14 protein-coding genes are annotated in these 17,747 nt (G+C 73.9%); 6 read left to right on the top strand and 8 right to left on the bottom strand.

The genetic code is table 11. The features are described 5' to 3' along the window. Positions 1-126: 126 nt before the first annotated feature. Positions 127-1,146: a 3-oxoacyl-ACP synthase III family protein gene (locus ACZ7JZ_RS30965; protein ID WP_470945197.1), complete on the bottom strand. Its 1,020-nt coding sequence runs from the start codon at positions 1,144-1,146 to the stop codon at positions 127-129. 200 nt (positions 1,147-1,346) lie between these two features. Here ACZ7JZ_RS30965 and ccrA point away from each other — a divergent pair, with 200 nt between their 5' ends. Then, positions 1,347-2,690: a crotonyl-CoA carboxylase/reductase gene (gene ccrA / locus ACZ7JZ_RS30960; RefSeq protein WP_470945194.1), complete on the top strand. Its 1,344-nt coding sequence runs from the start codon at positions 1,347-1,349 to the stop codon at positions 2,688-2,690. Between the two features lie 11 nt (positions 2,691-2,701). Next, positions 2,702-4,501, top strand: a complete 1,800-nt coding sequence (locus tag ACZ7JZ_RS30955) for a 3-hydroxyacyl-CoA dehydrogenase family protein (RefSeq protein ID WP_470945191.1) — start codon at positions 2,702-2,704, stop codon at positions 4,499-4,501. A 12-nt stretch (positions 4,502-4,513) separates the two neighbouring features. Here ACZ7JZ_RS30955 and ACZ7JZ_RS30950 read toward each other — a convergent pair whose 3' ends face one another. The 5 genes from ACZ7JZ_RS30950 to ACZ7JZ_RS30930 form a co-directional block, all read right to left on the bottom strand. Further along, a complete protein-coding gene (locus tag ACZ7JZ_RS30950; RefSeq protein WP_470945188.1) occupies positions 4,514-7,510 on the bottom strand; it encodes a helix-turn-helix transcriptional regulator in 2,997 nt (998 codons plus the stop codon). 234 nt (positions 7,511-7,744) lie between these two features. Then, on the bottom strand, positions 7,745-8,569 hold the full coding sequence (locus tag ACZ7JZ_RS30945; protein WP_470945185.1) for an acyl carrier protein: 825 nt from the start codon (positions 8,567-8,569) through the stop codon (positions 7,745-7,747). Between the two features lie 67 nt (positions 8,570-8,636). Further along, complete coding sequence (locus ACZ7JZ_RS30940) at positions 8,637-9,302, bottom strand: ScbR family autoregulator-binding transcription factor (RefSeq protein WP_470945182.1); 666 nt, start codon at positions 9,300-9,302, stop codon at positions 8,637-8,639. Between the two features lie 38 nt (positions 9,303-9,340). After that, positions 9,341-10,189, bottom strand: a complete 849-nt coding sequence (locus tag ACZ7JZ_RS30935) for an AfsR/SARP family transcriptional regulator (protein ID WP_470945180.1) — start codon at positions 10,187-10,189, stop codon at positions 9,341-9,343. A 352-nt stretch (positions 10,190-10,541) separates the two neighbouring features. Beyond that, complete coding sequence (locus ACZ7JZ_RS30930) at positions 10,542-11,165, bottom strand: ScbR family autoregulator-binding transcription factor (RefSeq protein WP_470945178.1); 624 nt, start codon at positions 11,163-11,165, stop codon at positions 10,542-10,544. A 504-nt stretch (positions 11,166-11,669) separates the two neighbouring features. Here ACZ7JZ_RS30930 and ACZ7JZ_RS30925 point away from each other — a divergent pair. Beyond that, the gene (locus ACZ7JZ_RS30925) at positions 11,670-12,671 is read left to right on the top strand and encodes a ScbA/BarX family gamma-butyrolactone biosynthesis protein (RefSeq protein WP_470945176.1); all 1,002 of its coding nucleotides are present in this window, start codon (positions 11,670-11,672) and stop codon (positions 12,669-12,671) included. Positions 12,672-12,684: 13 nt separating this feature from the next. On the opposite strand, the gene ACZ7JZ_RS30920 is transcribed toward ACZ7JZ_RS30925, so the two are convergent. Continuing rightward, on the bottom strand, positions 12,685-13,533 hold the full coding sequence (locus ACZ7JZ_RS30920) for an SDR family oxidoreductase (protein WP_470945173.1): 849 nt from the start codon (positions 13,531-13,533) through the stop codon (positions 12,685-12,687). 137 nt (positions 13,534-13,670) lie between these two features. Here ACZ7JZ_RS30920 and ACZ7JZ_RS30915 point away from each other — a divergent pair, with 137 nt between their 5' ends. The 3 genes from ACZ7JZ_RS30915 (at position 13,671) to ACZ7JZ_RS30905 (ending at position 16,260) form a co-directional block, all read left to right on the top strand. Beyond that, positions 13,671-14,333 (top strand): ScbR family autoregulator-binding transcription factor, encoded by a 663-nt coding sequence (locus ACZ7JZ_RS30915; RefSeq protein ID WP_470945170.1) that lies wholly within the window; start codon positions 13,671-13,673, stop codon positions 14,331-14,333. A 319-nt stretch (positions 14,334-14,652) separates the two neighbouring features. Beyond that, positions 14,653-15,660: a hypothetical protein gene (locus tag ACZ7JZ_RS30910; protein WP_470945168.1), complete on the top strand. Its 1,008-nt coding sequence runs from the start codon at positions 14,653-14,655 to the stop codon at positions 15,658-15,660. Between the two features lie 57 nt (positions 15,661-15,717). Next, a complete protein-coding gene (locus tag ACZ7JZ_RS30905) occupies positions 15,718-16,260 on the top strand; it encodes a carboxymuconolactone decarboxylase family protein (RefSeq protein WP_470945166.1) in 543 nt (180 codons plus the stop codon). 123 nt (positions 16,261-16,383) lie between these two features. Here the strand turns inward: ACZ7JZ_RS30905 and ACZ7JZ_RS30900 are convergent, their stop codons facing one another. Beyond that, entirely contained in the window at positions 16,384-17,712 is a 1,329-nt protein-coding gene (locus tag ACZ7JZ_RS30900) for an MFS transporter (protein WP_470945163.1), read from the bottom strand. Between the last annotated feature and the right edge of the window lie 35 nt (positions 17,713-17,747).

Here is a 17,747-nt window from a genome sequence, read left to right as displayed (position 1 = left end):
GTCCGACAACCGCTCACCCGCAGGCGACTTGACCTGCCCCACCCTCGCCACACCACAACCAACGAGCACAGAACATCTAAGTCACCAGCATTGGGTCTAGACGGTCTCTTCCGGATCCCGGCGGGCTCAGCGCCCCCAGCGCAGCAGGGCCGTCCCGACCGTCATCCCGCCCCCGAACCCGGCGAGCAGCAGCAGGTCGTCCTCGGCGACCGCGCCGCCGCGCACCACGTGGTCGAGGGTGACGGGGATGGACGCGGCCCCGGTGTTGCCGTGCCGGTCCACCGTGAGGTGCATCCGCGCCCGGGGCAGCCCGAGGGAGTCCGCGACCCCGCGCAGCATCTCCCCGTTGGCCTGGTGCGGTACGAGGTGGTCCACCTCGCCCGGGTCCACCGCGAAGGCGTCCAGGGTGCCCGCGACGGCCGCGGGGAGCTCCCGTTCGACGAAGTCCCGCACGTCGCGGCCCTGCATCCGGAAGTACTGGTCCCCGCGCAGCAGGGTCTTGTCCGTGGCCGGGAGCCGGCTGCCGCCCGCCTCCACGCCGATCAGCCCGTGCAGGTGCCCGTACGAGCCCATGCCCGTGCCGATCAGCCCGCGGCCCTCCGACACCGGGCCCAGGACCACGGCCCCGGCGCCGTCGCCGAACAGCGGCGCGGTGCGCCGGTCGGAGAAGTCGAGGATCCGCGAGTACACCTCGGCGCCGATGACCAGGGCGCAGCGCCGCGCCCCGTCGGCCTCGGGGACGGCGAGCAGCCGGGCGCCGGTGTGCAGGGCGGTGGCGAAGCCCGCGCAGACGGCGTTGACGTCGAAGGCCATGGCCCCGGCGGCGCCGAGGCGGTGCTGCACCAGGGCGGCGGTGGCCGGCTGCGGGTGGTCGGGGGTGGAGGTGGCCACGATGATCCAGCCCACGTCCCGGGCCTCGACCCCGGCGTCCCCGAGGGCCCGGACGGCCGCCTCGACGGCCAGGTCGGAGGAGGCCTCGTGGTCGGCGGCGTAGTGCCGCTCCACGATGCCGGTCTTGCGCTCGATCCAGTCGGGGGTGACCCCGGCCCGGGCGGCGACGGCCTCGTTGCCGACCGCCTCCGCGGGCAGGTACGAGCCGGTGCCGAGGATTCCGATGCCGCCCGCCGCGGGCGAGTAGACGGTCATGCCGCGATTCCGTTCATGAATTCTCCTAGCCGCTTTCCGGCGGGGCCGGATCACAGCATGAGTGTTTCCCGAGCGGATTGCAGCCCCTGTTCGACCCCTCAAAAAACAGGGGTACCGGCCGGAAAAATAGGGGTCCCCCCGGGGTCTGAATTCGGCCTAGCCTGTCCGGAGACGTCCCCTCTACTCACAAGGGATTTCACGTGGACGAGATCGTCAATGCCCTGCTCGCCGAGGACGTGGCGTCCGCCGACGTCGCGGCCCTGCCACTGCCCGAGTCGTACCGGGGCAGTGTGGTGCGCCGGGACGAGACGGACATGTTCGAGGGGCTGTCCTCCGTGGACAAGGACCCCCGCAAGTCCCTGCACGTGCAGGACGTGCCCACGCCCGAGCCCGGTCCCGGCGAGGCGCTGGTCGCGGTGATGGCGAGCGCCATCAACTACAACACCGTGTGGAGCTCGATCTTCGAGCCGCTGCCCACCTTCGGGTTCCTGGAGCGCTACGGGCGCCTCAGCGAGATCACCCGCCGCCACGACCTGCCGTACCACGTGCTGGGTTCGGACCTGGCGGGCGTGGTGCTGCGCACCGGGCCCGGGGTGAACCGCTGGAAGGCCGGCGACCGGGTGGTCGCGCACTGCCTGTCCGTGGAGCTGGAGTCCGCCGACGGGCACGGGGACACGATGCTCGACCCCGAGCAGCGCATCTGGGGCTTCGAGACCAACTTCGGCGGGCTCGCCGAACTCGCGCTCGTGAAGTCCAACCAGCTGATGCCCAAGCCCGAGCACCTCACCTGGGAGGAGGCCGCGAGCCCCGGACTGGTGAACTCGACGGCGTACCGCCAGCTGGTCTCCCGCAACGGCGCCGGCATGAAGCAGGGCGACAACGTGCTCATCTGGGGCGCCAGCGGCGGCCTCGGCTCGTACGCCACCCAGCTGGCCCTGGCCGGCGGCGCCAACCCGATCTGCGTGGTCTCCTCCCCGGAGAAGGCGGAGATCTGCCGGAAGATGGGCGCCGACGCGGTCATCGACCGCAACGCCGAGGGCTACCGGTTCTGGAAGGACGAGCAGACCCAGGACCCGCGCGAGTGGAAGCGCTTCGGCAAGCGGATCCGCGAGCTGACCGGCGGCGAGGACGTGGACATCGTCTTCGAGCACCCGGGCCGCGAGACCTTCGGCGCCTCGGTCTACGTCACCCGCAAGGGCGGCACCATCACCACCTGCGCCTCCACCTCCGGTTTCATGCACGAGTACGACAACCGCTACCTGTGGATGTCCCTCAAGCGCATCGTCGGCTCCCACTTCGCGAACTACCGCGAGGCCTGGGAGGCCAACCGGCTCATCGTCAAGGGCAAGATCCACCCCACGCTCTCCAAGACGTACTCCCTGGAGGAGACCGGCCAGGCGGCGTACGACGTCCACCGCAACCTCCACCAGGGCAAGGTCGGTGTCCTCGCGCTCGCCCCCCGCGAGGGGCTCGGCGTCCGGGACGCGGAGCTGCGCGCGAAGCACCTCGACGCCATCAACCGGTTCCGCACCCAGGAAGACTGAGGGATCCCGCCATGACCCAGGGACCGCACCAGGGACCGGACCGGACGCCGGCCCCGGCAGCCGCTCCGGCTCCGGCCGCCCCCGCCGGGGCACCGGCCGCCCCGCTCGGCCTCGTCGGCCTCGGCAGCCTCGGCGAGCGGCTGCTGCTGCTGGCGCTGGCCGCCGGGCACGAGGTTGTCGCGGTCGACCGGGACCTCGACGTCCTGGCCCGCGCCGCGCGCCGGGCCAAGGCCGCCGACCCCGAGGGCCGCACGGACCGCGTCGTGTTCACCGACGACCCCGCGCGGCTGCACCGGGCCGGGATCGTCGTCGAGGCCGCGACCGAGGACCCCGGCGTCAAGACGGAGCTCCTGCGGCAGCTGGCGGCCGCCGCCCCGCAGGCCGTGCTCGTCACGACCACCGCCGAACTCCCCCTGGCCGGGCTGGCGATCGCCGCGGGCCGGCCCGCGGACACCGCAGGCCTGCGCTTCCTCGTCCCGCCGGGCCCGGGCGGCACGGTCGAGCCCGTGCGCACCGCCCTGACCTCCCCGGAGGCGGCCGCCGCGGTGGACGGGCTGATCGCCTCGCTGGGGCTGAAGCCCGTGGTGCTGGGCGCGGGCCCCGCCGCCGACGCCACCGCCCTGGTCCTGGCGTACCTCAACCAGGCCGTGGCCTTCCTCGACGGGGGCCACGCCTCCCGCGACGACATCGACACCGCGATGCGGCTGGGCTGCGGACTCCCGTTGGGCCCGCTGCAACTCCTCGACACCATCGGCCTGGACACCGCGCACGCCGCGCTGACCCGGCTGCGGGAGCGCACCGGCGACCCCTCCTTCGAGCCGGCCGCGCTGCTGACCCGTACCGTCGGCGAGGGGCTGCTCGGCCGCAAGACCGGCGAGGGCTTCCACCGGTACGACGACGAGGGCCGGCCGGTGCGCCCGGCCGCCGGCGCGCCGGACACCGCGGACGTCCGCCCGGTGCGCACGGTCGGCGTGCTCGGCTCGGGCGCGATGGCCCGCGGGATCGCGGAGGTCACCGCGGCCGCCGGGTACCCGACGGTGCTCGTGGCCCGCAGCGCGGAGAAGGCGGCGGCTGCCCTGGCCCACGTCGAGACCTCCCTGAACCGCTCCGTCGAGCGCGGCCGGACGGCCCCCGAGGCCCGGGACGCGGCCCTGGCCCGCCTCACCGGGGCCGCCGCCCTCGCGGCCGTCGCGGAATGCGACCTGGTCATCGAGGCCGTGGCGGAGGACGAGCAGGTCAAGCGGGAGCTCTTCGCCGAACTGGGCCGCACGGCCTGGGCGGGGGCAGTGCTGGCGACCACGACCTCCAGCCTGTCGGTCGCGGACTGCGCGGCCGCCTCCGGGCGCCCCGCCGACGTCATCGGGCTGCACTTCTTCAACCCGGCGCCGGTGATGAAGCTGGTCGAGGTCACCCGTACCGCGCAGACCTCGGACGCGGCGGCGGCCACCGCCCGCGCCTTCACGGCGGCCCTCGGCAAGACCGCGGTCTCCTGCCCCGACCGGGCCGGCTTCATCGTCAACGCCCTGCTCTTCCCGTACCTGGGCGCGGCCGTCAACCTGCTGGAGCGCCCCGGCACCGGCATCGAGGAGACGGACGCGGCGGTCCAGCACGGGTTCGGCTTCCCCATGGGCCCGTTCGCCCTGCTCGACACCATCGGCCTGGACGTGTCCCTCGCGATCCAGAACCGGCTGTACGCGCAGCTGCGGTCCCCCGAGCACGTCCCGGCCCCCCTGCTCTCGGCCCTGGTCGCCACCGGGGCCCTGGGCCGCAAGAACCGCAGGGGGTTCCGTACGGCCGCCCGGCGCGGCTGACCCGTACGGCGGTCACCGCCCGACCGCCGGGGTGCGGCGGCTCCAGCCCCCGCGGGCCGCCGCACCCCCACTCCCCTCTCCGCCCTCCGCGCCCTCCCCGGCGGCCCGCCACAGCTCGGTGAGCTCGGCGCGGCTGCGGACGCCGAGCTTGCGGTAGACGCGCGTGAGGTGCTGCTCGACGGTGCTGGGCGTGACGAACAGCCGCGCCGCGACGGCCCGGTTGGTGAACCCCTCGGCCACCAGCCCGACCACCCGCCGCTCGGCCCGGCTGAGCCCGCCCGTCCGCCCTTCCCCCTCCCGGCCGCCGGCCACGGGACAGCCGCCCTCCGCGTCCCCAGCGGGGACGGCGGGGCGCGCGGCCGGGGTGGCGGCGGTCCGGCCCGGTGCCGCAGGGGGGTTCGGGGTGCGGGTGGCGGCGGGGCGGCGGCGGGCGGGGGGCTGTTCGCCCGGGCGCGACGCGTCCGCCGGCCCGGTGCGCCAGTCCAGGGCGCCCGCCGGTTCCAGTCCCCAGCCGGCCATCAGCTCGCGGCAGGTGTGGAAGTCGTCCCGGGCGGCCGCGGTCCGGCCCGCGGCCAGCTGGTGCCGGCCGCGCGCGAGCAGGTACGGCAGTCCGGCGACCGTACGGAACATCTCCTCCGGTACGGGGATCCGCAGCAGCTCCGCCGCCTCCCGGTGCGCCGCGCGCGCGGTCGCGGCGTCCACGGCGGCGGCCAGCGGGACCCCGACCGCGATCCCCCAGGCGGCCGGGGCCAGCAGGTCGAAGGCGGCCGCGGCGTGCCGGGACGCGGCCCGGTGGTCCCCGGTCCGCCCGTACAGCACGGCCGCCGCCGCTTCGAGCACGGCCCGGCGGGTGCGGAAGGCCTGGGTCCACGCGGCCCCTTCGGCGAGCAGCGCGCACCAGGCCGCCGGGCGCGGCAGCCGGGCGGTGTGCAGGAGCGCCCCGAGCAGCTCCCCCGTGTCGGGCCGCGGCGCGTGCCCGAGGGCGAGCGCCCGCAGCACCCGCTCCGGGTCGGCCCTCCGGGCACCGGGGCCGGCGCCGGAAGCGGCCCCCCGGCCGCTCCCCCGGCCACCACCGGCCACGGCAGCTCTGCGGGGTACGGCCGCCCCGCCGGATACGCCCGCGCTGTCGCCCGTACCCCCGCCGGACCCGGCGGATACGCCGAAGCCCACGGGGCCCCCGTACAGCCCGGCGCGGGCCGCCCCGGTCCCGCCTCCGTACCCGGCGTACGCCCTGCGCCCGCCGGAAGCGGCCCGGACCGTGCGTGCGGCACGGGCGCCACCGGCAGGACGGTCCGCAGCGGCCGGGTCCGCAGCACGGCCGGGTACCCCGTCGGGGCGATCGGCGCGATCGGGACGATCGGCGTCTGCCCGGCCGTCGTAGCCGCCAGCACCTCCGTAGCCGTCGAGGTGGTCGACGAGAACCGGACCGCCCGGGCGGACCGAACCGTGGGGGCGGTCCGGGGAGCCGTCCTGCCCCGCTCCCCGCCCCGCCCCGCCGGGCCCCGGCCAGATCCGTCCCGTCAGCGCGCGCAGCGCGGCCGGCCCGGGGGGCGCCGCGGCGGACAGTACGGGCGGACGCCGACCGTGCCACAGCAGGCAGCCCACCGCGGCAGCGGTCTGCGATTCGTCCAACAGCCCCTCCCGCAGGGCCTGTTCGAGCCCGGAAAGGTGCCGGGTCACGGCCCCGGGGTCCGTCTCCCACTCCGCTCGGGCGAGCTCCGCGAGCACCCCGGCCGCGGTCGGCCCGGCGGGCCCCGTGCGGTGCGCGGTGCGCAGGAACTCCGCGGCCCGCTGCGGCTGCCCGTCGCGCAGGGCGGCCCCGGCGGCCTCGGTGAGCACGGGCACCGCCCACGGCGGGGCGGCGCCCGCGTCGGGTGCGTCGGCCGACCACCCGGCGGCCAGGTGCTGCGCGACGGCGCCGGGGGCGGCCCCGGCCTCGTGCAGCAGCAGGGCGGCGCGCCCGTGCAGCCGGGCGCAGTCCCCGGGGGCGAGCTCCTCCAGTACGGCGGCCCGGATGCCCTCGTGCCGCAGCCGCCCGGCGGCGAGCAGCCCCATGGCGTCGAGTTCGGCGAGGGCCGGTACGGCGGCCCGGTCGTGCGTGCCCAGCAGTCGGCCGACCAGCGAGAGGGTGGCCCCGTCGCCGAGCACGGCGAGGGCCCGGGCGGCCTCGGCGACCCCCGGAGCGGCGGCCCGCAGGCACCGGCTGACGGCCTGTTTGAGGGCGGTCCCGGCCACCGGGCGGGCCGGGCGCAGCGGTGCGCAGGCCTCGTGGTCGGCGAGCAGGGCGTGCAGGAGGCGCGGATTGCCGCCGGTGGCGCGGTGCCAGGCGGGGGCGAGCCGGTGCGCGGTGTCCGCGTCCATGCCCCCGGGCCCGGCCAGGAAGCGGGCGGTCTGCGCCGGGTCGAGGGTGGTGAGGGGGATGCGGTGGGCGGCGGGGTGGCGCAGCAGCTGGGCGAGGGCGGGCGGGGGTGCGGTACGGGCCTGCTCCTGCCCGGCGACCAGGAGCAGGAGCCGGTGCGGGGCGAGCCGCCCGGCGAGGTAGAGCAGGGCGCGGGCGGAGGGCTCGTCGGCGTACTGGACGTCGTCCACGAGGGCGAGCACGGGTCCCCGCGCGGCCCGTTCGCGCAGTCCGCGGAAGCCCTCTTCGAAGGCGGCGGCCTGGGCGTCGCGGGGCAGTTCGGGCAGCGGGGCGCCGCCGAGCAGCTGTCCGAGGACGCCGAGGGGGAGGTCCTGTTCGGCCGGGGAGGCGGTGGCGGCGAGGACGGCGGCGCCGCCCGCGGCGGCCCGCCGGGCGGCGTCGGCGAGCAGGGTGCTCTTGCCGGTCCCGGGGCTGCCGAGGAGGATCCCGAGCGCCCCCGCGGCACGGCCCGCACGGCCGTCGGGCCCGGCGAGCAGCACATCGACGAGCGCGGCGGCCCGCGCACCCGCGGCGCCCCGGTCCGGAGCAGCCCCCGGCGAGCCCGCAGGCCCGGCGCCGCCGGCCCCCCGGCCGGCCGTGTCGACCGGCATGTGCATCCCATCCCCCCGGATGAAGCGAACTAGAGAGACGGGCGATGCCGTCCAGGCCCCAGGAGACGGCCTAGGCCGTCTCTTCCGGATCTTGGCGGGTCCGCGACGCCCGGCACTGCGCCTCGCGGCGTTGTCGGGAAGCCCGGGTACGCCCAGTACCCGGGCTCCCCTCCGCCTTGCGAGGCACAGCACCAGACCCCGCGGCCTGATCCGCCAAGATCCGGAAGAGACGGCCTAGCCGCGGCGCCCCAGCAGGACGAGGGCCTCGTCCACGGTGAGGCGGTCGTCGCGGACCGCGTCGAGCAGTACGTCGAGTTCGGTGCCGTGCGCCGCCGCGGCGGCCGCGGTGGACACGGGTGCCGGGGCGGCCGGCGCCGGGGCGGCGCCGGTCCTGAGGGCGATGTGGGCGGCCAGCGCGCCGAGGTTGGGGTGGTCGTGCAGGGTGACCGCACGCTCCTGGAGCCCGAAGGTCCGGTTCAGCGCCGTGACGAGCTCGGTGCCGATGATGGAGTCCACGCCGAGCAGCGGGAAGGACGCGGTGGGGTCGATCTCCCAGGCGTCACAGCACAGGATCGCGGCCAGCGTCTCGCGCAGGATCTCCAGGACCGCGCCGCCGTCGGCGGGGGCGGTCGCACCGGCCCCGCCCTGCGGACGCGGTTCCCCGTACGGCGTCGCGTACGGCACCCCGGCGGGGCGCACAGCAGCCGCACTGCCCGCCGTACCCGTGCCCGTGCCCGTACCGCCGCCGCCCGCACTGCTGCTGCCGCCGCCTCCACCCAGCAGGCCCGACTCCGCCTCCGTGCCGCCGAGTTCGCGGGCGAGCTGGCGGGCGAAGGCCGCCGGGGAGGGGTGGTCGTAGAGCTCGGTGGGCAGGACCTGGAGCCCGTACCGCGCGTTGAGCACGGCGACGAACTCGACGGTCAGCAGGGAGTCGAAGCCGAGGGACTGGAACGTCTGCTCCGGGTCGATCTTCTCCGGCTGCACCCGCAGGACGTCGGCGAGCACGGCGAGGACGTCCGTCAGGAGGTCGCCCGGGGGAACGGTTCGGTCGCTGGTCATCGGTGCCTTCTCCAGTGTGTCGGCGCTGCGGCCGGTCGGGGGCGCGGGGTGCACGCGCGTGCGGGGGTCACCCGCGCGCGGCCGCCAGGGGCTCGGGGCGCCGCCGTACCGGGTGCGCGGTCCGGCCCCGCATCGTGAAGCGCGATTCGGTGCCCGTCGGCACCAGGCTCGGCAGCAGCAGGGCCCACAGCGCGCCGACGCGGCGCTGGAGTTCCGTGTGGGTCATGCCGGTACCGGACATCACCTCGATTCCGCAGACCGCGGCGGCCACCAGCGATTCGGCGTTCTCCCAGCGCTGTTCGCGCAGTTCGCCGTGGTCGCGGGCCTGGCCCAGCAGCTCGCAGACCACCGCGATCCACGCCCGGTGGAAATCGCTGCCGGCCGCGGGCTGCCGGCCCGCGCACTCCTTCGCGATCCTCAGGCCCGCGGGGACGATGGGCTGCTCGTGCAGCATCCGGGCGAGCCAGTGCGTGGCGTCCATCAGGGTCTGCAGCGGCGAGGCGCCGGACTCGCGCAGTGCGCGCACCTCCGCGCGCAGCAGTGCGCAGCCGCTCTCCTGTACCGCCGCCGCCAGCTCCTCCTTGGAGCCGAAGTGGAAGTACAGGGCCCCCTTGGTCATGCCCGCGGTGGCCGCGATCTCGTTCAGCGTGGCGTTCGCGTAGCCGTTGCGGCAGAACATCTCGGCACCGGCGTGGACGAGCCGCCTGCGGGTGCGCTCCGACCTCTCCTGCATCTCGGTTCCTTCCGGCCCAGCAGGTGTACGGGGATGGATCAGCCGACGCGCACCAGGCGGTCGTCGGTGTTCTCCGTCGCCTCGACCACGTTCTCGGGGCCGGCCATGAGGATGGCGCGCTGCAGGCGGCGCAGGGAGGCGGAGGGCTCCAGGCCGAGTTCGCGCACGAGGGTGCCGCGCAGCCGCTGGTAGACGTCGAGGGCCTCGCCGCGGCGGCCGGAGCGGTGCAGGGCGAGCATGAACTGGCCGTGCAGGTTCTCGTGGGTGCGGTAGCGGCTGACCAGGACGGTGAGTTCGGCGAGCAGCTCGCGGTGGCGGCCGAGCCGCAGGTCGGCGTCGATGCGCTGGTCGAGCGCGCAGAGCCGGATCTCCTCCAGGCGCCGCGTCTCCATGTCGAGCTGCACCCCGCCCTGTACGTCGGCGAAGGCCGGCCCGGACCAGAGGGACAGCGCCTCGCGCAGCAGCCGGGCCGCGCCGGGGAAGTCGCCGGCGTCCATCGCCCGGTAGCCCTTGCCGGCGAGCCGGTCGAACTCGCGGACGTCGCTGGTGCCGCCGTTGCTGTTGAGCAGGTACCCGCCGGGCAGCGTGACCAGCACGTCCTTGGCGGTCCGCACCGGACCGGCCGGCTCGGCGCCCTCGGCGTCCGCGCCCTGCTCCAGCGCGGTGGCGATGAGCGCCCGCAGCTGGAGCACGTAGGTCTGCAGCGTCGTACGGGCACTGCGCGGGGGCTCCCCCGCCCACAGCTCCTCGATCAGCGCCGAGACGGGGACCACCTGGTCCGCGTGCAGTGCGAGAAGGGCCAGTACCTGACGGGGCTTGGAAGCGGTCGGCGTGATGGAGATCCCGTTCTCCCGCACCGCGAGTGCGCCCAGTACATCGATGTCCACGCCGTAACTCCCCTGCCTGTTCCGTGGATTGAGGCTCGGCTTGCGCCGCACGATCAGTAAAAAACAGGACCGGCGGTTTGTCAATACGAAACCGACCGCGCTGTTTTTACTTCTTAGCCCACCTAACGAACTCTCAACATAGGCCCTGACCTGCATCGATGGTGTACGACTAGAGGAATTGCCGCTTCCGATACACAGTTCTCACCCTCTCAACCACGGACGGTGGCGAGCCAGAACAGACCATCGAGTCTCTGGCATGCGAAAGCCCCGGCCGCCGCACCTGAGTACGGGAAGCCGGGGCCGAAGACACTGGACCGCGGGCACTACACCACCAGGCGAATCCGCTGGCGGCTCACGGAAGCGGGCCCGCCCCTTCCGCCCTGAGGTCCACGAGCAGGACCGCCGGCACGACCGTAGGCAGCAGCAGCCGCCAGAACCGGCTGACGGTGGCGGCCGAGAGCCACTCGGCCTCCCGCACCCCGAGCACCTCGAAGCCGACGGTGGCCGCGACCACGGCGCTCACCACGTCCGACGCGGTCACGTCCGGGCGCAGTTCACCCTCGGCGTCGGCCTGCTTGAGCACCCGCTCGACCCAGCGGCACCACCATGCGCGCAGGTCGGCGTGCGGCTGCCGGGACAGTTCGCCGCTCAGTTCGAATCCGGCCCGCAGCACCACGTCCTCGCGCAGCGCGACGGCGAGCCGGTGCGTGACGTCCACGAGCAGCTGCACACGGCTCGCCCCGAACGGGAGCACGGCACCCGTGACGGCCGCCAGCCGGGCCAGGGCCGCCTCCTCGACGGCGTCCGTCAGTGCGGCTTTGCTGACGAAGTGATGGTGCAGCGCCCCGTTGCTCACGCCGGCCAGCGAGCTGATCGCCGTCAGGGAGGCCACGGCGAACCCCTCGCGGTCGAAGACTTCGGCCGCGGACCGGATCAGGGCCTCGCGCGTCCGCATCGCGCGTTCCTGTTTGACCATCAACTGCTCCGTCACTGCGAGGGATTGCCCCGCCTGCGGAGGCAGGCAGGCCGGGTAAGTGCCGCGGAGCCGGCCTGCGGAGCCGATCGCGGCAGCACCCTCCGGCGCCACCCCCCACAGCCACGCCCAGGCCCTCCCCCGCCATCGGCCCTGCTCCGTGTATCCCACCTTAACAAACCGCTTGCGCGGTTTCTAATCCGGGAATCCCTCAAGTTCGAATCGATCAAACGACAGGTTGCGGGTCGTCCAACTCTCAACACCTGCACTAGAGAACAGCTCGCACCCCTCTCGACACATCCATGAGGGAGCGGCCCCGCGCGGGCGCCGACGCCGAATCTCAGCCACCCAGATGCCTCTGACCAGCAGAATCTGTCAGGTGGAGGGGAAAATTCCGCTTTATCTACGAGCGGAGGGTCGCGTACCGCTAGAAATTAAACCGGTTGGTATGTATCTTTCCCGGCCAGGGGCTACGGCCCACCTCGTCAGCGCAGCCCAGGGGGAGCAATGTCTGCGAGCACGTTCGATGTCGAGCGCCCGACGATCGCCGCCTACCAGGCAGCATCGGCCATGGAACCGCGGGCGGAGCTGTCCGGTCTCCGCCTCCCGACCCTGACGACCACCGTTCCCAAGGAGTTGGTGCACCGTGCGGCCGTAGCGGAGGTCATGCTCACCGACTGGCGGCGCGAGGACCCCACCCGTTTCCGGGTGGAAGCGCAGTGGCCCCGCAGCCACAGCTTCTTCACGCCCATCGACGGGGAGTACCACGACCCGCTGATGGTCGCCGAGACCATCCGCCAGATCGGGGCGCTCCTCGGACACGCGGAGTTCGGCGTGCCGTTCGGCCACCAGTTCCTGCTGTGGGACTTCTCCCTCACCGTGCACCCGGAGCTCCTGAGGGTCAGCCAGGCCCCCGCCTCCGTGGACATCGAGGTCGTCTGCACCGAGGTGAAGCGGCGGGGCGCCGGCGTCTCCGGGCTGACGTACGAGTCCCTCGTGCGCCGCGAAGGACAGCTGGTGGCCACGGGACGGATCTCCTACACCTGCGTCAGCCCGGCCGTCTACGGGCGGCTGCGCCCGGAGCGCGTGTTCGCCCCGGACTACCGCTGGCTCCCCCTGACCGCGCCCATGGCACCGCAGAGCGTGGGGCGCATGTCCCCCGGCGACGTGGTGCTCTCCCCCATCGGGCACAGCAACCGCTGGCAGCTGCGCCTCAACCCCCGCCACCCCGTGCTGTTCGACCACCCGGTCGACCACGTCCCGGGCATGGTGCTCCTTGAGGCCGCACGGCAGGGCGCGGCCGCCGCACTGAACCGCTCCTCGCTGCTCCCCACCAGCATCGAGAGCGATTTCAAGCGGTACGCCGAGCTGGACGCGCCCTGCTTCATCGAGGCCGAGCGGCTCGCCCCTGCCTCCCCCGGCGGGGACGAGCGGGTGCGCGTCACGGGCTACCAGGGCGGCGAGGTGGTCTTCTCCTCCCTGGTGACGGCGGCGCCCGACGGCCGCTGATAGACCGGGCACCTCAGGGTCCGCCGAAGGCCGACAGGTGGTCGCGGGCCCAGGTGCCGAAGGGTGCGGCCGGCCGGCCCGTGAGCTCCTCGACGGTGCCCGCCACCCCGGCCTTGGCCCCGTCGCGCTGACGCCGTGCACTGTGCAGCAGGGCGTCGGCCACGGGGGCCGGATACCGCTGCATCCACTGGGCGTGCGCCCGGTCCGGTGCCAGTTCCTCGAACCGGACCGGGCGGCCCAGCAGTTCGGCGAGCCGGGCCGTCTGCCGGACCGCGCTGAGCGCCTCCGGTCCGGTCAGTGCGTACGTCCGGCCGGCGTGCCCGGGCTCGGTGAGCGCGCGCACCGCCACCTCCGCGATATCGCGCGGATCCACGCAGGCGTTGACCGATTCCCCGTACAGGGCGCGGACGACCTGCTCCGCGCGCAGGGCGGGCGCCCAGGACAGCGTGTTGGACATGAAGGAGCGCGGGCGGAGCATCGTCCACTGCATTCCCGAGCTGCGCAGCAGTTCCTCGCTGTCGCGCTGCCAGGTGGTGATCAGGTCCTCGGCGAGCGGGTCCTCCACCGCGGCGGCCGACAGCTTCACCACGTGGCGCACCCCGGCCGCCGCCGCGGCCTCCAGGAAGCGGGCGTCCTGGTCGCCGGCGACGCGGGTGGTGACGAGGAAGGTGCTGCGGACCCCGTCCAGGGCCCTGGCGAGGGAGGCCGCGTCCCCGTAGTCCCCGGTGACGACCTCGGCGCCGGGGGGCGCCACCGCCACGCGCGAAGGATCCCTGGCGAGGATGCGGACGGGGACGCCTGCGGGCAGCCTGCGGACCGCTTCCCGCCCCACGGTGCCCGTGGCACCGGTCACAAGGATCATCGGGGACCTTTCGGTGATGAGACGTGCCTAAGTCGGTCATGTACGGGCTTGGATCGGGGTTCACTCCCTGTAAGATACAAACTAGACGGTTTGTATACGGAGCCCTATGAGCTTCGTCAAGTACACGGAGGGCCAAAATGGCGGAGCAGGAACGGGCCATCCGTACGCGTCGCACCATCCTGCTGGCGGCGGCGAAAGTCTTCGAGGAGCACGGCTATCAGACCGCGACGATCTCGGAGATCCTGGCCACCGCCGGTGTGACCAAGGGCGCCCTGTACTTCCACTTCCAGTCGAAGGACGAGCTGGCCCAGGGCGTCCTGGCCGCGCAGAACCAGAACCTGGTCATCCCCGACCGCGCGTCCAAGATCCAGGAGATCGTGGACATCGTCGCGCTCCACACGTACCGCCTGCAGACCGACCCGATGGTGCGGGCCGGCGTACGGCTCACCATGGACCAGCTCGCCAACGGCCTGGACCGCAGCGGCCCATTCCGCACTTGGGCCATCCCGGTGCGGGAGCGGCTCGAGAAGGCGCAGGCGCAGGGCGAGCTGCTGCCCCACGTCGTGCCCGCCGAGACGGCCGACGTCATCGTCGGGACCTACGCCGGGATCCAGTCGATGTCCCAGGCCCTGAGCGACTACCAGGACCTCGTGGTCCGGGTCTCCGCGCTGCTGCGCCACCTCCTGCCGAGCATCACCCAGGCCTCCGTCCTGGCGGCCGTGGACATCTCCGAGAGCCGCGCCCAGCGGGTCTACGACGAGGCCGTGCAGCACACCGAGGCGCTCGCCGCCGCCTCCTGAGCCGGGAGGCGCGAGGGGGCTCGCCAAGGCCTCTGCGGCGAAGTCAATAGGAAAATACCGCCCATCCTGATTCTTTTCGGCCCGGGCGGGAGATTGGCAAAATACCGTCCACCCTGTTCGTTTTCCTCTGGCGGGCGACCTGGGCAAGTCGCACCCGGGTGGACCCGCACTTGGGCGAGTCGTCGGCACGCGCGCACGGGGTCCCCTCCCCCGCCCCCGGCGCGGCAAGGATCTGCCCCGGGCGCGCCCCCGCGCCCCGGCGGAGGGGGTCGACCGGTCCTCCGCGCGGCACTTCACCCTGCCTGCCCACGGAGGATCCATGCCCGTCCAGCGACGGATGCTCGCGCTCCTGACCACCTCGGCCACCGCAGCGGCCCTGGCGCTCGTCCCGCAGCCCGCCGTGTCCGCACCGGCCGCCGCGGACTGCTCGTTCACCTCCAGCGGGCTGGTCCCGATCAACGACCTGGGTACGGGCACCTACCAAGGGCTCCAGGGCGGGCTGTACCCGGGCGGGAGCAACGCGCGACCGTCGGCGCACGAGGCGGCGGGGGTGAACCTGGCGGTGAACCAGGTGCTGCCGCGCAACTCCGCCGGCCAGGTGGACCTGGTCAACGGGAAGATCGTGCTGATCTCGATCGGCATGTCGAACACCACGCAGGAGTTCCAGAAGTTCGTCCAGACCGTCAACGCCTGGGGCGGCAAGGACCCCAAGGTCGTGCTGGTGGACGGGGCGCAGGGCGGCAAGGACGCCTCGACCTGGGCGAACCCGAACGACGCCACGTGGAGCGTGCTGGCCACCCGGCTGTCGAACGCGGGGGTGACGGCGGCCCAGGTACAGGCGATGTGGCTCAAGGAGCAGTTCGTCGGCGACAACCTGGGGGCCTTCCCGGCCGGGGCGAACAACCTCCGCAACGCGCTCGCCAACATCTCGCGCAACGCCCGCACGAAGTACCCGAACCTGGCCGTGGGCTACGTCGCCAGCCGGATCTACACCTACAACCAGAGCCGCAGCGCGGGCGCCTACCAGCAGGGCTGGGCCGTCAAGAAGCTGATCCAGGACCAGATCAACGGGGACGCGACCCTGTCGTACGGGTCCGGCGGCGTGGCCCCGTGGCTGTCCTGGGGCCCGTACCTGTGGGCGGACGGCCTGGGCGCGGACAACGTGGCCGGCGGGGTCCCCGGGCGCAGCGACGGCCTGGAGTGGCGGTGCTCCGACCTGCAGAGCGACGGGGTGCACCCGTCGAGCACGGGTCAGCAGAAGGTTGCGGACAAGATGCTGGCTCAATTCAGTACGGACACCACCACGGCACCCTGGTTCAACAACTAGTCTCCGAAGGTCAGTTCGACTCACCGGTCATCCGGTCGACGAGGGAGACACCACCGCATGCCGCACATCGCGATTCCGGCGCAGGTACCGGGCATCCGTGGCCTGATGGACAGCAAGCCGCGCTCCGGGCAGCGCCTGAGCGAGCTCGCCGAGCAGCTGCTGCGCGGCGAGTCGCCGCTGAGCGCCGGCGAGCGCGAGCTCATCGCCGCGTACGTGTCCCACCTGAACCAGACCCGCTACTGCACCGGCTCGCACACCGCGGCCGCGGCGCACACCCACGAGGGCGGCTACGAGCTCGTGGAGGCCGTCAAGAAGGACCTGGAGACCGCTCCGGTCGACGAGCGGATGCGGGCCCTGCTGCGGATCGCCGCGAAGGTGCGCGGTGACGCCCGTACGGTCACCGCCGAGGACGTGGAGGCGGCCCGGGCGGCGGGCGCGGACGACGAGTCGGTGCACGACGCCGTGCTGGTCGCGGCGGCGTTCTGCATGTTCAACCGGTACGTCGACGGGCTGGCGGCGATCACCCCCGAGGACCCGGCGGCGTACGACGAGGTCGGGCTGCGGCTGGCCAACCACGGCTACCTGCCGCCCGCCAGCTGAGCCCCTCCCCGCGTACGGCGCACCGCAGCCCCCGGCCGGGAAGGCCGGGGGCTGCGGTGCGTCACGCCCCGGGGACCCCGGGAAGTGCCCGGAGGCCCCCGGGATGGCCCCCGGGGCCCCCGGTCACTTCGCCGCGGCCGCCAGCACCGGCTCCGGCTCCCGCTCGGTCACCGCGGCCGGCAGGCTGCGGCTGTGGCGGCGGGAGGCGAAGGCGGCGGGCAGGGCCACGACCACCATGGTCATCATCGCGGCGACGAACCAGCCGGAGTCCCCGCGCTCGCCGAGGTACGTGGCCAGGGCGGGCACGGCGCCGCCGAGGACGGCGGTGGTGACGGCGTGGGGCAGGCCGATGCCGACCACGCGCACCTGCGGAGGGAAGATCTCGGTGAGCAGCTTGGGCAGGACGGTGGTGATGGAGACGAGGTAGACCACGCCGCTGCCGTAGGCGAGCAGGAGGCTGCCGAACTCCCCGGTCATGTTGAGGTAGCCGTACGAGCCGGCGACGGCGAAGACGGCGGTCACGCCCACCATGAACCTGGTCGCGCCGATGCGGTCGGCGAGCATCCCGAGCGGGACGTTCAGGAACAGCATGATGCCGACGGCGCAGACGACGACCTGGAACATCATTCCGGGCGGGGCCAGCCGGGTGCCCATGGCGGGCACGACCGCGGACCAGACCCCGCTGACGGTGGCGATGCCGGAGACGATCAGCACGGACAGCAGGACCGAGCGGCGCTGGGTGCGCAGGACCTGCCGCAGGGAGCCGCGGGAGCGCCGGCCGCGGACCTCGCGCTGGAAGACGTCGGTCTCGGCGAGGCGGTTGCGCAGGAACATCAGGACCAGGCCGAGCACCCCGCCGAAGAGGAAGGGCACGCGCCAGCCCCAGTCGGACATGGCGGCGGGCCCCACGAGGGCGGTCATGATCCCGCCGATCGCGGAGGCCGTCATCACGCCGAGGCCGGTGGAGACGGAGAAGAGGCTGCCGTAGAGGCACTTGCGGTGCGGCGGGGCGGACTCCATCAGGTACGCGGCCGCCGTGGGCCACTCGCCGCCCGCGGAGATGCCCTGGCCGATGCGGGCGGCCACGAGCAGCAGCGGGGCGAGGATGCCTATCTGGGAGTAGGTGGGCGCGACGCCGATCAGCACGGACCCGGCGGTCATCAGGACGATCGACAGCAGCAGGGCCGGGCGGCGGCCGTGCCGGTCGGCGTACTTGCCCAGGAGGATGCCGCCGAGGGGGCGGGCCAGGACTCCGATGCCGAGGACGGCGAAGGCCCCGAGGAGCGAGGTGACGGGGTTGGAGGAGGGGAAGAACTGGGCGGCGAAGAGGGGGGCGAAGAGCCCGTAGGCGAGCATGTCGAAGGACTCGACCGCATTGCCCACGACGGTGGCGGCTACCGAGCGGCGGTTGGGACGTGCTGGTGCAGGCGGTACTGCGGCGGTGGCAGTCAAGTCATGCTCCTGGGGACGTGTCCGAAGTGGTGCGC

It is taken from the genome of Streptomyces sp. NPDC038213 (genome assembly GCF_055600495.1).
Note: the sequence above shows the minus strand (reverse complement) of the source record. Positions and strands in the feature narration are given on the sequence as shown.

What these genes read in the sequence shown, in the direction of transcription:
- ACZ7JZ_RS30965 (WP_470945197.1), bottom strand. Translation starts at nt 1,146, where the DNA reads ATGACCGTCTACTCGCCCGCGGCGGGCGGCATCGGAATCCTCGGCACC.
- ACZ7JZ_RS30955 (WP_470945191.1), top strand. Translation starts at nt 2,702, where the DNA reads ATGACCCAGGGACCGCACCAGGGACCGGACCGGACGCCGGCCCCGGCA.
- ACZ7JZ_RS30950 (WP_470945188.1), bottom strand. Translation starts at nt 7,510, where the DNA reads ATGCCGGTCGACACGGCCGGCCGGGGGGCCGGCGGCGCCGGGCCTGCG.
- ACZ7JZ_RS30945 (WP_470945185.1), bottom strand. Translation starts at nt 8,569, where the DNA reads ATGACCAGCGACCGAACCGTTCCCCCGGGCGACCTCCTGACGGACGTC.
- ACZ7JZ_RS30940 (WP_470945182.1), bottom strand. Translation starts at nt 9,302, where the DNA reads ATGCAGGAGAGGTCGGAGCGCACCCGCAGGCGGCTCGTCCACGCCGGT.
- ACZ7JZ_RS30930 (WP_470945178.1), bottom strand. Translation starts at nt 11,165, where the DNA reads ATGGTCAAACAGGAACGCGCGATGCGGACGCGCGAGGCCCTGATCCGG.
- ACZ7JZ_RS30925 (WP_470945176.1), top strand. Translation starts at nt 11,670, where the DNA reads ATGTCTGCGAGCACGTTCGATGTCGAGCGCCCGACGATCGCCGCCTAC.
- ACZ7JZ_RS30920 (WP_470945173.1), bottom strand. Translation starts at nt 13,533, where the DNA reads ATGATCCTTGTGACCGGTGCCACGGGCACCGTGGGGCGGGAAGCGGTC.
- ACZ7JZ_RS30915 (WP_470945170.1), top strand. Translation starts at nt 13,671, where the DNA reads ATGGCGGAGCAGGAACGGGCCATCCGTACGCGTCGCACCATCCTGCTG.
- ACZ7JZ_RS30910 (WP_470945168.1), top strand. Translation starts at nt 14,653, where the DNA reads ATGCCCGTCCAGCGACGGATGCTCGCGCTCCTGACCACCTCGGCCACC.
- ACZ7JZ_RS30905 (WP_470945166.1), top strand. Translation starts at nt 15,718, where the DNA reads ATGCCGCACATCGCGATTCCGGCGCAGGTACCGGGCATCCGTGGCCTG.